This is a genomic window from Nocardia sp. NPDC052112 (genome assembly GCF_040680135.1).
Lineage (GTDB): Bacteria > Actinomycetota > Actinomycetes > Mycobacteriales > Mycobacteriaceae > Nocardia.
The window spans coordinates 222,063-237,876 of sequence record NZ_JBFAWD010000009.1 but is presented as its reverse complement, the minus strand read 5'-3'; the positions used below and the strand labels follow the sequence as shown (position 1 = coordinate 237,876).

General features: G+C 66.3%; 8 protein-coding genes and 4 pseudogenes. 6 read left to right on the top strand and 6 right to left on the bottom strand.

Translation table 11 applies throughout. The annotated features are described in order from the left end of the window. Nucleotides 1–1,004: 1,004 nt before the first annotated feature. From AB0L58_RS20010 to AB0L58_RS19985, 6 genes are all read left to right on the top strand, one after another. A complete protein-coding gene (locus AB0L58_RS20010; protein WP_364388671.1) occupies nt 1,005–2,780 on the top strand; it encodes an FAD-dependent oxidoreductase in 1,776 nt (591 codons plus the stop codon). A gap of 65 nt (nt 2,781–2,845) precedes the next feature. Next, a complete protein-coding gene (locus AB0L58_RS20005) occupies nt 2,846–3,487 on the top strand; it encodes a pyridoxamine 5'-phosphate oxidase family protein (RefSeq protein ID WP_364388669.1) in 642 nt (213 codons plus the stop codon). 68 nt (nt 3,488–3,555) lie between these two features. Then, complete coding sequence (locus AB0L58_RS20000) at nt 3,556–4,791, top strand: MurT ligase domain-containing protein (RefSeq protein ID WP_364388667.1); 1,236 nt, start codon at nt 3,556–3,558, stop codon at nt 4,789–4,791. Nucleotides 4,792–4,822: 31 nt separating this feature from the next. Then, nucleotides 4,823–5,542, top strand: coding sequence for a glutamine amidotransferase (locus AB0L58_RS19995; RefSeq protein WP_364388665.1), 720 nt, complete (start codon nt 4,823–4,825; stop codon nt 5,540–5,542). A 60-nt stretch (nt 5,543–5,602) separates the two neighbouring features. Continuing rightward, a complete protein-coding gene (locus AB0L58_RS19990) occupies nt 5,603–6,655 on the top strand; it encodes a DUF2637 domain-containing protein (RefSeq protein ID WP_364388663.1) in 1,053 nt (350 codons plus the stop codon). 46 nt (nt 6,656–6,701) lie between these two features. Further along, complete coding sequence (locus AB0L58_RS19985; RefSeq protein ID WP_364388661.1) at nt 6,702–7,127, top strand: hypothetical protein; 426 nt, start codon at nt 6,702–6,704, stop codon at nt 7,125–7,127. A gap of 45 nt (nt 7,128–7,172) precedes the next feature. On the opposite strand, the pseudogene AB0L58_RS19980 reads toward AB0L58_RS19985, so the two are convergent. The 6 genes and pseudogenes from AB0L58_RS19980 to AB0L58_RS19955 all read right to left on the bottom strand — a co-directional run. Then, nucleotides 7,173–7,964, bottom strand: a pseudogene (locus AB0L58_RS19980) (putative zinc-binding metallopeptidase); the annotation flags it as partial. Nucleotides 7,965–8,108: 144 nt separating this feature from the next. After that, nucleotides 8,109–8,327: pseudogene (locus AB0L58_RS19975) on the bottom strand (zinc-ribbon domain-containing protein); the annotation flags it as partial. Nucleotides 8,328–8,331: 4 nt separating this feature from the next. Beyond that, complete coding sequence (locus AB0L58_RS19970; protein WP_364388659.1) at nt 8,332–9,246, bottom strand: transglutaminase family protein; 915 nt, start codon at nt 9,244–9,246, stop codon at nt 8,332–8,334. Continuing rightward, nucleotides 9,243–12,002, bottom strand: a complete 2,760-nt coding sequence (locus tag AB0L58_RS19965; RefSeq protein WP_364388857.1) for a circularly permuted type 2 ATP-grasp protein — start codon at nt 12,000–12,002, stop codon at nt 9,243–9,245. Before AB0L58_RS19965 ends, AB0L58_RS19970 begins: the two co-directional genes overlap by 4 nt. A gap of 72 nt (nt 12,003–12,074) precedes the next feature. Further along, a pseudogene (locus AB0L58_RS19960) lies at nt 12,075–14,123 on the bottom strand (transglutaminase family protein); the annotation flags it as partial. Nucleotides 14,124–14,330: 207 nt separating this feature from the next. After that, nucleotides 14,331–15,602 (bottom strand): annotated as a pseudogene (locus AB0L58_RS19955) (transglutaminase family protein); the annotation flags it as partial. Nucleotides 15,603–15,814 lie beyond the last annotated feature (212 nt).

Genomic DNA, 15,814 nt, shown 5'->3' with positions numbered 1-15,814 from the left:
AGGTCTGAACCGACCGGCCATCGCAGCGCGACTCGCGCAGCGTCGGAACCGGTTTCGACTCTCCCCCGGCACCGGAACCAACCCGCCGCGGGCAACCCGGATTGGTAGAGGTCTGAACCGACCGGCCATCGCAGCGCGACTCGCGCAGCGTCGGAACCGGTTTCGACTCTCCCCCGGCACCGGAACCAACCCGCCGCGGGCAACCCCCGACTGACGGACGCCTGAACCAACCGGCCACCGCACTGCGATTGCCACCGCGGTGAACCGGTCTCAACCCGCCCCGATGCCAGAGCCAGCCAACCGCGGTCGGTGCGAGCGATCACACGAGTCCACTCCGTCTCCCCAACACAGCCCGCGATTGGCGGCCCGGCCCACCCGCACGTGATCTACCTGCCCCCTTCCGCCGTACCCCGACAACGTCGGCCACCGCAATGTAATTGCCACAGCGGTGAACCGGTTTCGAACCTGCCCCGATGCCGGAGCCGACTCTCGGCAGACCACCCCCGACTGACGGAAGCCTGAGCCAACCGGCCACCGCACTGCGATTGCCACCGCGGTGAACCGGTCTCAACCCGCCCCGATGCCAGAGCCAGCCAACCGCGGTTGGTGCGAGCGATCACACGAGTCCACTCCGTCTCCCCAACACAGCCTGCGATAGGCCGCCCAGCCAAGCAGCACGCGATCTACCTGCCGCCTTCCGCCGCTACCCGGCAATATCGGCCATCGCGACGCCCTGACCTGCGAAGGTTGCGTACGTTCCTGGTTCTGGAAACCGGTTCGGACCGGTCATCGCGCCCGGTAATGTCTGCCCCGCTGTTTTCGTGAACCGGTGGCCGGATTGCGGCGGCGTCAGGGGTGGTCGGCTCACCCACCGGCAGCCGCTTTACAGTGTTTGGAACGTGGCACAGGGTCCGGAGGCTGGAACGTTGTCGAGAAGCTTGTCGGTGCCCGCGAGGGTGGCGTCGAACAGTACGTTCGGCGCGCTATAGGCAGCAAAGAAGCGCATGGTAGATCAGCGATGGTCGGTGTCGCGACGAGCAATGCTCCGCGGCACCGTCGCAGCGGGAGTAGCAACGGCGGGAGCACTGACGGCCGGTGGATTGAGACCGGCGCCTGCCGCGGGCAGTCCCGACGGCAGGCGAGTCGCGGTACTCGGCGGTGGGGTCGCGGGTTTGACCGCGGCACACGAATTGGCCGAGCGTGGGTTCCAGGTCACCGTATTCGAGCGACGTGCGCTCGGGGGCAAGGCGCGCAGCATTCCGGTGCCGGGCAGCGGTTCGGGCGGACGGCCCGACCTACCCGGCGAGCACGGCTTCCGCTTCTTCCCCGGGTTCTACCAACACATTCCGGACACCATGCGGCGGATTCCGTTCGCGGGCAATCCGAATGGCGTCTGGAATAATCTGATCGGCGTGCCGGAGGCACGTTTCGCCCGCCGCGGCGGCGATGATTTCCGGCTTCCCCTCGGCCCCAAGGCCCGCGCGAATTTCGACCCGGACTCGTTCCGCGAAACCGTGGGCGCGACAATCGCGACGGCCCTGAAAATGCCAGCCGACGAAGGCGCCTACTTCGCCGATCGACTACTGGTATTCAACTCCAGCTGTGACGCCCGCCGGTTGGGGCAGTGGGAGCACACCTCATGGCGCGACTTCGTCGGCGGCCATCAGCGCTCCCACGAATTCCGTGCTCTGCTCTCGCGCACGCTGACCAGCATCATGGTGGCCGCGAAGGAGGATGTCGCCAGCGTCCGCACCATCGGCACCATGGGCGAGCAGTTCCTGGGCAACCCATTCGAAGTCGGCAATGACGGCTCGTTGGACCGAGTGCTGAACGGGCCGACCAATTCGGTGTGGATCGATCCATGGGCGCAGCGGCTGCGCGAACTCGGTGTGCAATTCGCGCTCGGGGCCGAAGTGCGCGGGCTCGAGGTCCGTGATCGGCGGATCGCCTCGGCCCGCATCGTCGATGAAAACGGCGCCGAGCGCAGCATCGACGCCGACTATTTCGTGGTCGCGCTGCCGGCCGAACAGGCTCGCGCACTGTGGTCCCCCGACGTGCTCGACGTGCGCCCGGAACTGGCCGCGATGGATCGGCTCTTCGTCGACTGGATGAACGGCATCCAGTTCTATCTGCGCAGGCCGATGGATATTTCGCACGGTCACACCGCCTATATCGACGCGCCGTGGTCGCTCACCTCGATCACCCAGAATCAGCTGTGGACGCGCAAACTCACCGAATTCGGTGACGGCACGGTGCAAGACTGCCTTTCGGTCGATATCTCCGATTGGAACTCCCCGGGCATGCTGTACGGCAAGCCCGCCAAGGAATGCACGCACGAGGAGATCGCGCGCGAGGTGTGGGCACAGCTGCGGGCGCATCTGAACGACCGCGACGACCTGTTGCGCGATGCCGATCTGCATTCCTGGTTCCTCGATCCAGGTATCAGTTGGCAGGAATCCCAGCGGCGCAATGCCAATGCGGATCCGCTGTTGATCAATACCGCAGGATCGTGGGAGTGCCGACCGGAGACCCACGGTGCCCTGGAAAACCTGTTTCTGGCAGGCGATTACGTGCGCACCAATGTCGATCTGGCCACGATGGAGGGCGCCAACGAATCCGCGCGCGACGCGGTCAACGCCCTTCTCGACGTTGCGGATGCCAATGCCGAACGCTGCCGCAAGTTCACGCTGTACCGGGCCACCGAACTGGAGCCGCTACGCCGCATCGATGCCGACCGCTACGCCGCGGGCCAGCCCAACCTGTTCGATGTCCAACTGTGATCGATCTCCCCTCGCGGGAACATAATTCGATCGTCCGCGACGCCGTGCCGGTGCTTTGATGAACTATGGGCGAGATCACCGATACCAATCAGATCACCGACCCGGCCGACCTGCGGCAGTTGCTCGGGGAGGTCATGCCGCGGGCCGCGACCAAGGAGCGCGTCGCACTGCATCCCCGCGACCGCGACTGGATCGCGGCCACCCCGTTCATCGCCCTGAGTACCAGCGATGCCGACGGCAATTGCGATACCTCACCGAAGGGCGATCCGCCCGGATTCGTGAAGGTCATCGACGACACCACCATCGCCATTCCGGAACGGCCGGGTAATCGCCGGGCCGACGGCTACCTGAATATCCTCAGCAATCCGCACGTCGGGCTGCTGTTCATGATTCCGGGCCGCCGTGAGACGCTGCGCATCAACGGCCGGGCCCGCCTGGTCCGCGATGCACCGTATTTCGACGAGATGGTGGTCAAGGGACATCGACCGATCCTGGCGATCGAGGTCGATATCGAGCAGATCTTCTTCCACTGCGCGAAGGCGTTCATCCGCAGTCACCTGTGGGAACCGGAGCAGTGGCCGGTCGACGAGCTGCCGAGTCCGGCCCGGCTCGTCAAAGAGGTCCAGACCAATGTGACGGAGTCGGTGGAGGAGCTGGAGCGCTACTACTCGCCGGAAAACTACAACGCCAAGCTGTATCGGGAGTGATTACGGTCACTGCGGCCGAGCGGGGCCGCAGCGAATGCGGCGTCGAGCAGAACACATAGACTCGCGGCGTGGCAGACATAACGGTGCGCGGGCGGCTCGCGCTGCGGGCGGCGGCGGCAGCGTCGTGGGCCTCGCAGAAGGCGGGCCGCGGCAAGGGGTCGATGATCGGCGGGCTGATCGCCCTGCAGATCGATAAGACGATCATGGATCAGCTGGGCCGCGGACGGCGCACCGTGCTGGTGACCGGTACCAACGGCAAGTCGACCACCACCAGGATGACCACCGCCGCGCTGAGCACCCTCGGCAAGGTCGCCACGCAGGCCGACGGCGCGAATATGGACGCGGGCATCGTGGCCGCACTCAGTGCGCACCGCGGGACGCCGCTGGCCGCGATCGAGGTGGATGAACTGCATCTGCCGCATGTCACCGATTCGCTGAATCCGTCCGTGGTGGTCCTGCTGAATCTCAGCCGCGACCAGCTGGACCGGGTCGGCGAGATCAATATGATCGAGCGCAAGCTGCGCGCCGGGCTGGCACGGCATCCGCAGACCGTGGTGATCGCCAATTGCGACGATGTGCTGGTCACCTCCATCGCGTACGACCATCCGAATGTGGTGTGGGTCGCGGCGGGCAGCGGTTGGTCGATGGATGCGACGAGCTGTCCGCGCAGTGGTGAGCCGATCGTCTGGGAGGGCACGCACTGGCGCAGCACCGGCACGGATTTCGAACGGCCCGAACCGAATTGGTGGTTGGACGACGAGGAATTGGTCGGGCCCAACGGTATTCGGCTGCCGCTGAAATTGGCGCTGCCGGGGCGGGCCAACAAGGGCAACGCCGCACAGGCGGTCGCCGCGGCGGTCGCACTCGGTGCGGATCCGGCGGCGGCGGCAACCGCGGCGGGTACGGTGCGCGAGATCGCCGGTCGCTATCGGACGGTGCAGGTCGGCGAGCACGCCGCCCGGCTGTTGCTGGCGAAGAATCCGGCGGGCTGGCAGGAGGCGCTGTCGATGATCGAGCCCGATTCGGCGGGTCTGGTGATCGCGGTGAACGGGCAGGTGCCCGACGGCGAGGATCTGTCCTGGCTGTGGGATGTGCGGTTCGAACATTTCGAGGGTGTCCAGGTGGTGGCCGCCGGTGAGCGCGCCACGGATCTCGCGGTGCGCCTGACCTATGCCGGAGTCGAGCACACCACGGTGCCGGATCCGTTGCGCGCCATCGCGTCCTGCCCGGCGGGACGGGTCGAGGTGCTGGCGAACTACACCGCGTTCCGCGATCTCAACCGCGATCTGGAGGAGCGAAACTAATGCGTGGCGATTCGATGAGGGCGGTGGCCGAGTGACGGGCGGGCGGGAATCGGTCATAAGAATCGGCCTGGTGCTGCCCGATGTGATGGGCACCTATGGCGACGGCGGCAATGCACTGGTGCTGCGGCAACGACTGGGTATGCGCGGCCACGATGCCGAGATTGTCGAAATCACCCTGTCCGACCCGGTTCCCGAGTCGCTCGACATCTACACCCTTGGTGGAGCGGAGGATTCGGCGCAGCGCCTGGCCACCCGGCATCTGCAGCGCTATCCCGGTCTGCAGCGGGCCGCCGCGAAAGGCGCTCCGGTACTTGCCATCTGCGCCGCCATTCAGGTACTCGGTCACTGGTACGAGACGTCCACCGGCGAGCGCGTCGACGGTGTCGGACTCATCGATGTCACGACCTCCCCGCAGGCCAAGCGCGCCATCGGCGAGGTGACGACCACCCCGACGATCCCCGGCCTCACCGCCGCTCTCACCGGCTTCGAAAACCACCGTGGCGGAACCAAACTCGGCGGCGACGCCACCGGCCTCGCGCACGTCACCCGCGGCGTAGGCAATGGGGTCGGCGACGGCCTCGAGGGCGTTGTCCAAGGCTCCACCATCGGCACCTACATGCACGGCCCCGCCCTCGCCCGCAATCCGGAACTCGCCGACCTCCTGCTCATGCGGGTCCTCGGCGTAGATGAACTCCCCCCGCTGCACCTCCCGGAGGTGGACCAACTTCGCCGAGAACGGTTGCGCGCCTGAGCACTGATCCGAGCCGGTCGCCGGTGATCGGCAGCGGACGTGACCGCACCGTCATCGGCCATGGCGGATTTGGGCGCGATGTCCGATATACGGACAACGCGCCGCGGTTTCGCCGGGTGCCTCGACGGAATACGGAGTGATGCACGATACGCTCCCGCTATGGCGACGATCACACCAACGAGATCGGATCGGATCGAAGAGCAGTCTGCACCGGCAAATCCTCGGCGATCCCTAGTGAGCCGACTACGGGCGTGGCGGCCACGTCCGTTACATGCTTCGGCAATCGTCACCGGCGTTGTCGCCCTCACATCATTCGAAATGTCGTTCGCCGCATTGCACGACCTGGCAGTGCGAAACCTGGTGGCTCCCGCGCTCGCCGCGAATGTGCCGATCGCCATCGACGGCTTGGTCGTCGGTTCGATCATCGCCACCGCCACCTTCCGGAGGGGGAGTACCGGCTGGTGGTACGCGACGGCACTATTCGTTTTCTGGACCCTGGTGTCGGTCGCCGGAAATATCGAGTACGCACGCGAAATCGGGGGTAGCCCTGTGTCTTTGGCGCTGTACGCGGGTATGCCGATGACGATGCTGTTCGCGGTGCATCTCACCCTGATGCTGTTCGGGCGGCGGCGAGAAGACGCGCGAGCCGAGAATCGAGCCCCAGCACCGCAGGAAGCTCAGGCCCCAGCACCGCAGGAAGCGCACGCCCAAGCGCTACAGGAAGCGCACGCCCAAGCATTGGAGGAAGCGCACGCCCAAGCGCTGCAGGAAGCTTACGCCCAAGCACTGCAGCAGGATCATGTGCAAGCCCCGCAACCGGATCGCGCCCCAGCGCCGCAGGTGGATTGGGATTCGGTAGTGCATGAGGATTGGGATCCGGCAGCGGAAGAGGACTGGGATCCGGCGGCGGAAGAGGATTGGGATTCGGCACCGACGCCCGAGCGCGTCGTGCCGACACGGATTCCCGCGATCCTGGAGAATACCGACCCGCTGCTCGTCGCTCCGAAATCAGTGGTGCCCAACGTACTGCCCGGGACCGCCCGCGCGCCGAAGATCACCCCGACGTTCGTCACCACCGGCCCGAACGGCCAGACAAAGATCAACCCCTTCTGACCCGAAACTGCTTCAGCCACAATCGGACACGTCGATGGAGTAAATGATGGCTATAACCGTTTGGCAAGACCAGGGTATAGATCAATTCCGGGAGGTCGCCGGTCGGCTCGCGTCGGTAATCCAGAGCGGCCTGGACCGATCGGGCGCCCTGAACCAGTTCGCCGAATCGGTCGGCAACGGCGAAGCATTCATCGAGCTGATGATCGAATACTCGTCCCGCTGGTTCACCGAAACCGGCGGACGCTCGACCTTGATCGGGCCGGAGTTGTTCTGGTTACTGTCCGAGCCCAGCCCTCGCCGGGTGTCCGGCCCTGGCATGCGAGCCCAGGAGTCGTATCTGGATACCGAGTTGACGGCCGGACAGCGGGGCCGGATTCTATTGCTCATCTGCGTATACGAGGCACTAGCGCAAAACCAATGGGGACCGGACGGCATCGCGGAGCACATGATCGCGACCAACGGCGTCGGCTAGACGCCGATCAGCCCGGCGTTGACCGCGCGCATCCACGGCGCGCGGTCAGCGCGGGTCGGAGGCACCGCAGAGTTCGTGAACGAGGCGCATTTTCTCCAGGACCGGATCGGGCAGGACGAAGGGGTAGAGGTCGTCGTGGCCCATCGAGCGGTTGACCATATTGAGCGACCAGGCAAGGGGCAGCCAGAGGTCGATAATGCGGTCGAAGCCGGCGCGGCCGACCTGAGGACGGTCCAGGGTCGCGCCGGCGGGGGCGAAGCCGAAGGCCGCGGCGGTGTCGAGGGTGTCGCGGATGTGCAGATAGTGCGCGAAGGTTTCGGCCCAGTCCTCGGCGGCGTGCATGGTGGCGTAGGAGGAGACGTAGCTGGCTTCCCAGCCAGCGGGCGCGCCCGCTGCGTAGTGGCGGTCCAGGGCCGCTTGGTAGTCGGCGTTCGGGTCACCGAACAGGTTCCGGAAGCGTTGTGCGGTACCGTCATCGGCGATCAGCACCGAGAAGTAGTAGTGGCCGATCTCATGGCGGAAATGGCCGAGCAGGGTGCGATACGGCTCGTCCATTTCGATGCGCAATTGTTCGCGATGGGGGTCGTGCGCCTCGGCCAGATCCACCGTGATCAGGCCGTTTTCATGACCGGTGATGACCCGGTCGGTGACGCTGGAGAGCAGGTCGAAGGCCAGGCCGGTGTGCGGGTTCCGGTCGCGGCCGACGACCGGCAGGCCGAGTTCGACCAGTTCCATGATCAGTCGGCGCTTGGCGGCCTCGGCCTCGGCGAAGGCCTGCAGGCCGGCGGCATCGAGATCGTTGGGGCGGGTGCGAGTCAGGCGGCAGGATTCACAGAGTCGTGGTCCCACATCACCATCCGGTGCCGGGAAATGATCCGCATGCGGCAGCGATGCCGTGATCTGCCAGGCATCCTCCGAGCTACCCGACGGCGGCGGCACGATCGTGCTGGCCGAGACCTCGGTACCGGGCACCGGAACCAACCAATTGCATTGCGCCACATGCAAGTTGTCGCAGAGCCGGAACCGGTCGCGATCGACAACGCCCTTCGACCGATCCACCGCCGCGTCCCCTGGCGGATCGCCGATCACCACCAGTGCCCGATCCGCGAGACTGAAACCCAGCGGGCTGGCACAGGACAGGCACACCGAGTTCTCGAAGGCCAACTGTTGTCCGCAGTTCGGACAGGTGAAATCGCGCATACCGCTATACCTCCACCGGCGCTACGTCGACGGATACGGTGATCGAACTCTCCTTGGCGTCGGTGTAGATGATGCCACGCAGCGGCGGCACATCGGCGTAGTCGCGACCCCACGCGACGGTGACGTACCGCTCGTCGGCGAGTTGGTCATTGGTGGGATCGAAGCCGATCCAATGGCCGGTCCGGTCGTGTGCGGTATCGCCGGGCACCCACACCGCGGACCATGCGTGCGTCGCGTCCGCGCCGATCATGCGTTCCTTACCGGGCGGCGGATCGGTGGCCAGGTAACCGGATACATAGCGCGAGGCCAGCCCGTGTGAGCGCAGGCACGCCGCGCCGATCCTGGCGAAGTCCTGGCAGACGCCCGCACGCGCGGCGAAGACATCGGCGACCTTGGTGGACACCGTGGTGGAGCCGGATTTGTAGGTGAAGTCGGCGAAAATGCGGGTGTTGAGTTCGGTCACCGCTTCCACCAGCGGCCTGCCGGGCGTCAAGGATTCGGCGGCGTATGCGGTGACCTCGGGGGTGATCTCGGGCGGATGCAGGTCGAGGGTGAATTCCACCGCGAACGGGCCATTGCCGGTGTTCGGCCGGGCCTGCTCCCACGGCTTGCTGGTCGCGCTTACCGCTGCCGCATCGGGTATATCGACCTCGACCACGGATTCCCCGATGACCGCGAGCTTCGTATGTACTGCCGTGACATGGAAATACGAGGTGGTGTTGCCGTACACATCGGTGCCGATCGAGCGGTCCGATGGCATCGGATCGATATGGATGTCATGCGCGAGCAGGCGTTGTCCGGGAAACTCCCGCGGCGTCAGAAAGGCACGCCCGTAGGAGCTGGTGACCTCGTCGGAGTATTTGTAGGTGGTGCGATGCTCGACCCGATAGCGCCGGGCGGCGGCGTTGCGCGCGATCATCCAACGACCCTCGTGCTACCCCACAGCGGCTGGATGCCAACCGGCAGTGCCAGTTTCGTGGTCTCGAACGATTCGGAGATCTTGCGCAACCGCAAATGCACGCCCTCCAACAACTCGGCCAGTTCGGTACGTCGGCCCTCGGCATCGGTGATATCCAGATCGGCCGGGTCCACCCGGCGCAGCATGCGCTGGGCATCGGCCAGCAGTCGTTGCGGGCGTGAAGATCCCGAGGCACCCGGTAGCGCCTGGAAGTCGGCGTCGAGCTGATCCAGCTGATAGGCCAGTGAGCGCGGATTCCCGGCATCGAACAGCAGCAGCCCGGCCACCGCCGATACCCGCACCGAATCCCGGTGCCGCCGACGGTAACTCACCGACGACTCGGTCGCCTTCAGCACCGTTTCGGTGACCACCCGCTCGGCCTCCGGCGGATAAGACTTCGTCAGCGCGGCCGCGAGCAATGCGGTCGACGACAGCCCCCGTTCGATGCGCTTGCCGATATCCATGACGTACCAACCGGTGTCGCGCACCAGCGATTCGGCACCGATACCGGACAGCGAAAGCAGCGCCGCCAACGACAGCGAATGCACCGCCGACAATGCCGATTCCTGATCGTCACCGGTGAACCGATACTCCGCCAGCGCCCGATCCACCGCACCCAGAATCATCCAGGTATCCGCCGACAACTGATCGCGCACCGCCCGCGCCGCCGACCCGTACCGCTGGATCGCAAACGCCATCGACCCCGGCAGATCCCGATCGACGGTCAACGCCACCAAATAGTCATGCCCCTCCCGCCCCGCCTCGGGCACCACCGTCCGCGCGGTAATCGCCGCAACCGGCTCCGATTCCGTCTCCGCACCGGAACTCGGCTCCGCAGCCGCCTTCGCCGCCATCGCGGCTTCGGGCAGCACACTCAGCGGTGCCAGCGTGCCGGTGGTGCGGGCCAGCGCGGCCATGAGTGTGGGCAGCGCGTCGGCGCCTTGTAGCCACGGACGGTAGCGGTAGTCCTGATAGCACTCGTGCGTTGCGATCAGCAGTCGCACAACGGCTTCCGCGCGTTCGCTGTAGCGGCCCATCCAGAACAGGTCGTTGAGTACGCGAGGGGAGCTGACCGGTTCGATCGCCGGGGCGCGGCGTTCGCGTTCCTCGGGGGCGGGTTCGGTGCTGATGGCGGCGACGGCGGTCGGAGCGGCCCGGACCCAAATGTCTTTGGCGGCGATCTTGATAACGACCCGCTCCGGCAGTAGGCGCTGGCGCAGCTGGCCGAGACCACCTTCCATCGCCGTATAGCCGCCGCGTCGGGCCAGCGAGAACAATCGCATACCAACCGGCGCGGAGGCGAGCCCGCCGTACCCCTGAACCGCGGGCGCGACCGAGAACTGCGCGGGCTCCTGCCCCACCCACTGCCAACCGCGGTCCTCGATCCGAGCGGCGAGTTCCGCACGTTGCGCATGGGACAGTTCCGGACCGAACAGCGTCGCACCGTCGACCGCCGAGCGAATGATCAGCCGATCCAGATTCGCGATCAGATGCGACCGTTCGCTGTCCCTGCCACCCCAGTACGTCGGCGCGCTCTCGAGCGCCAGCTCCTCCCCGAGCAGCGCCCGCGCGATCCGCGGCAGAAATCCGGCCAGCGCCGGATTCTCCAGCAACCCACTGCCGATCGTGTTCACCACGGTCACCGCGCCGCGCCGCAACACCTCGACCAGCCCGACCACGCCGAGCCGCGAATCCGGCCGCAGATCGAGCGGATCGGAGAATTCGGCGTCCACCCGGCGCAGCACCACATCGACCCGCTTCAAGGTGCCGAGCGAGCGCATCCAGAGCGCACCGTCGCGCACCACCAGATCCGCGCTCTCCACCAGCGGAAAACCCAGCGTCGAAGCGAGATAGGCCTGGTCGAAGGCGGTTTCGGAATGCACACCCGGACTGAGCACCACGACGACCGGATCATTGTCATCAGCCATCGGCGCGGATTCGATCAACATCAACCGCATGGCCCGCGCGAACGGCGTGAGCGGCCGCGGATTGGAACGTTCGAAGGCTTCGGGAATCGCCGTCGACACCACCCGCCGGTCGGCCAGCGCGTATCCGGCACCCGACGGTGCCTGCGCCCAGTCGGCGATCACCCGGAACTGTCCGTCGCTCCACCGGCTCAGATCGCAGGCGTGCAGGAACAGCTGGTGCCGCCCCGGAATCGTGATGCCGTGCGCGGCCCGCACATATCCGCTGTTGCCGAATACCACCTCCGGCGGCAAAAGACCGGTGGTGATAGTGCGACGCGCGCCGTAGATATCGGTGAGCACCTCGTCGAGCACCCGCGAGCGCTGCACCAACCCGGCCTCCAGGCGGGTCCAGTCGTCGGCGGAGACCAACAGCGGAATGGGATCCAGCCGCCAGGCGGTCGGTTCGCCTGCCGCCGCCGCTTCGGTGTAGTAGATGCCGTCGTCATCGATGAGCCTGCGCACCCGGCTGTCGAGCCGCCCGAGTCCGGACGTGCCCAATTCGATGAAGTCGGCGGACAGCTCCGACCATATGCGCCGCAAACCACCCGTGGGATCGACCAACTCGTCGTAATACCCGTCCATCGGCCGACCGCATTCGTCATAGCCCGCGGTGTCCGCACCCTCGGCGCGATATTTTGCGAACTGTTCGGCGACCTGCTCGCGCACACTGAGCCGTCCGGCGTTCAGCAGCGTCGTCTCCCCCTCGGCACCGGATTCCCGGGCACCCGTGCTCCGCGCTTCGTCGCGCATAGTCACCGCGCCGACCTCGCTTCCCCTGCCAGACGTTGTCTGGAGTGCGGACACCTGTCCGCCCCACGCTTATCAATCGCTGACCAGTCCCCACACCGTGCGCGCCCGCCGTAGATCGAGGATGCCCGGCGCGCCGATGTCGATGGACTGTGCTGCCATCTTCGCACGTAGTACCCCCGGATCGACCCTCGCCGTGGTATGCCCGGCCGCCTCGAACCGCCGGTTGCGGCGCGATTGCGCGGTCACCGCATTGACCGGTGGCTCCTCGTAGGCCATGCCACCGGGATGGGCGACGTGATAGGTGCAGCCGCCGCGGGACAGCCCGGTCTCGGCATCGATCAGATCGAATACCAGCGGTGCGTCGACGGTGATACTCGGATGTAGCGAATTGGGCGGCTGCCACGCGCGATAGCGCACCCCGGCCACCTGTACGTCGGCCTTATCGGTGGCCAGCAGCGGAACCGGCATGCCATTGCAGGTCACCACGAAGCGGTCGCGGTCGGCGCCGACCACCCGGACCTGCAACCGCTCCACCGAGGAGTCGACATAGCGGGCGGTGCCGCTGGCCACGGTCTGCTCGCCGAGGGTATTCCACGGCTCGATCGCACCGCGCAGTTCGAGTTCTACGTCGCCGAGCACCACGGTGCCGATGCGCGGAAAGCGGAATTCGGTGAACGGGTCGAGCCAGCTGGTATCGAATTCGATGCCGTGTGCGCGCAGGTCGGCGGCCACCTCGGCGATATCGGTCATCAGGAAGTGCGGCAGCAGATAGCGGCCGTGCAGATTCGCACCGTGCCGAATCAGCTTCGCCCGCAACGGCTCCGCCCAGAACCGTGCGACAAGCCCGCGCACCAGCAGCGACTGCACCATGGCCATCTGGAAATGCGGTGGCATCTCGAAGCCGCGCAGCTCCACCAATCCCAGCCGGCCCCTTGCCGTTTCCGGACTGTAGAGCTTGTCGACGCAGAATTCGGCCCGGTGGGTATTGCCGGTGAGATCGGTGAGCAGATGACGCAGCGCGCGATCGATATGCCACGGCGCGTCCGAATCCCCACTCAGCCGGGCGATTTCGGCGAAGGCGATCTCCAGTTCGTACAGTGCGTCCGCGCGGCCCTCGTCCACCCGAGGCGCCTGTGAGGTCGGACCGACGAAGCGACCGGCGAACAGATAGGACAGCGCCGGATGCCGCTGCCAGTAGGTCAGCATCGAGACCAGCAGATCCGGACGGCGCAGCAGCGGCGAGCGCGCGGGCGTCACCCCGCCGAGCGTGATGTGATTGCCGCCGCCGGTTCCGCTGTGTGTGCCGTCGACATCGAAGGATTCGGTGCCGAGCCGGGCCAGCCTTGCTTGCTCGTACAGTGTCGAGAGCAATTCGGCCTGCTCACCGAAGGATGCGGTCGGTTGCACATTCACCTCGATCACGCCGGGATCCGGGGTCACCGAGAGCGTGCGCAGCCGGGCATCGAAGGGCGGGGCGTAGCCCTCGAGCACCACCGGCTGCCCCACCGCGACCGCGGCGGCCTCGACACGCTGGATCAGCTCGAGGAAGTCGTCGAGTTCTTCCAGCGGTGGCAGGAAGACGTGCAGTCTGCCGTTGCGCACCTCACCGACGAGTGCGGTGGTCGGCTCCCAATCCGGGGCCTCGACCACGGCGGTTGGTTCGGTTCGCGGGAATCGGAGCGGTCCCATGAAGAGCGGATCGCTGTCGGGGCGCGGCCGCGGCGGCTGCCACGACACGGCATCGAGCGGCAAGCGCAGACCGGCGGGCGAATCGCCCTCCGACAAAACGATTCGCCCCTCCGGCTGATCGGGCGACTTACCGCGCCGCATCCGCCAGTCGGCACTGGCCCACCCGGCACCGTCCGCGCGTCGATACAGCGAAAGCACATACGCCGCGGGTGCGGTCACGGCCGCATCGAGCCGCGCCAACAGTTCCTTGCGCGCTTGCGCCGAATCCGGCTCCGGATCCTCCGCCGGGCCCACCGGATCCCCTTCCGGCGCACGAACACTGCCCGCCAACCGAGCCAACGGGTCCTCGTAGGCCGGACGCACCTGGGTGTCCGGCAGGCCGAGACCGGCGGCGACATGTGCGATCAGTGCCCGTGCGGACTCGGGATCGGCAACCGCTGGCCACCGCGTACGAATCGATGATTCGGCGTCCGGATCGGGGCGCGCCTTCGTCGAATCATATTCCAGTACAGCCACATTCGCGAGGTCAGCGGCATCGGCCGATGCTCCCGTTGCCCGCGGTCGCGCCGTGTGCTCGGCCATCGGCTCCACACCGACGGACTCCCCCTCCGGCAGCCGGGCAACCATCTTCGGTGGTGTCCACGGATCCGCGAGCAGATCTTGTCGCGTCCACACCGGCGCACCATCGCCGCGCCACACGACCGCGATCTCCCAGCGCGGCAACGGTTCTCCCGGATACCACTTACCTTGCCGATACTGCACCAATCCGGTCGGCGCATAGATGCGCCGCAACCGATCGGCGAGATCGATGGCGCGTTCGCGTTTGTGCGCACCATCCGCCTCGGTTGTCCATTCCGGACTGGTCTGATCATCGATCGATACGAATGTCGGCTCACCGCCGATGGTCAACCCGACATCCATTGCCGCCATGCGCTCGTCCACGGCCGCGCCCGCAGCGGTGATCTGATCCCATTGGGATGCGGTGTAGGGCAATGTGGTTCGCGGATCCTCATGGATCCGTCGCACGGTATTGGCGAAATCCATCGTCGTCTCGGTACGCCCGGTCGCGCCGGTGATCGGTGCCGACGAGGTCGGATGCGGTGTCGCGGCCAGTGGAATATGACCCTCGCCCGCGAACAGGCCAGAGGTCGGATCCAGGCCGACCCACCCCGCACCGGGCAGGAACACCTCGGTCCAGGCATGCAGATCGGTGAAATCGGCGGGCGGTCCCGACGGTCCGTCGAGCGAGGGCACGTCCTGGGCCAACTGCACCAGATATCCGGACACGAACCGCGCCGCCAGCCCGAATTCCCGCAGGATCGACACCAGCAACCAGGCCGAATCGCGACAGGATCCGATCGCGCCACGCAGGGTGTGGTCCGGCGATTGCACACCGGGCTCCAGCCGAATCGTGTACCCGACGTCATCGCGCAGCGCTTGATTGACAGCGACCAGGAAATCGATCGTGCGCGGCCGATCGGTCGGCGTATGCGCGCGGACCCACTCGCGAACCAGCACGCCGGGTCCCGAACCCGGCTCGGATTCGTCGACCGGTCGCAGATACAGATCGAGATCCGCGACCAACTCCGGGCGGTAGGCGAACGGAAAGTGCTCGGCGTAGTCCTCGATGAAGAAGTCGAACGGGTTTATGACCTCGAGATCGGCGATCAACCCCACGGTGATGGACAGTTCGTGTGCCGGATTCGGAAAGACGAGCCGGGCGAGAAAGTTTCCGAACGCGTCCTGCTGCCAGTTGCAGAAGTGATCACCCGGGGTGACCCGCATCGAGTATGCCTCGATCTTGGTCCGCGAATGCGGTGCGGGCCGCAGTCGCACTACATGGGGATGGACCTGCACCAGCCGGTCGAAGGTGTAGGTGGTCCGGTGTTCGAGCGACACCTTGATGCCCATGCAGCAAGTTCATCACACCCCGAGCGGCTGTGCTGCCGCATGAGCAGTCGGTTTCCGGATAGCCGCCGCCGACGATGCCGTCGCGCGACACGCGCGGCGATCTCCCACCACCTATCCGAGGCGGGTGCTATGACCGATTCACGAACCGATCTCGTCTGGAGGTCATATGCGTGCACCGACCTGTCCGTCTTGCGAATCCGGTATCGACCACT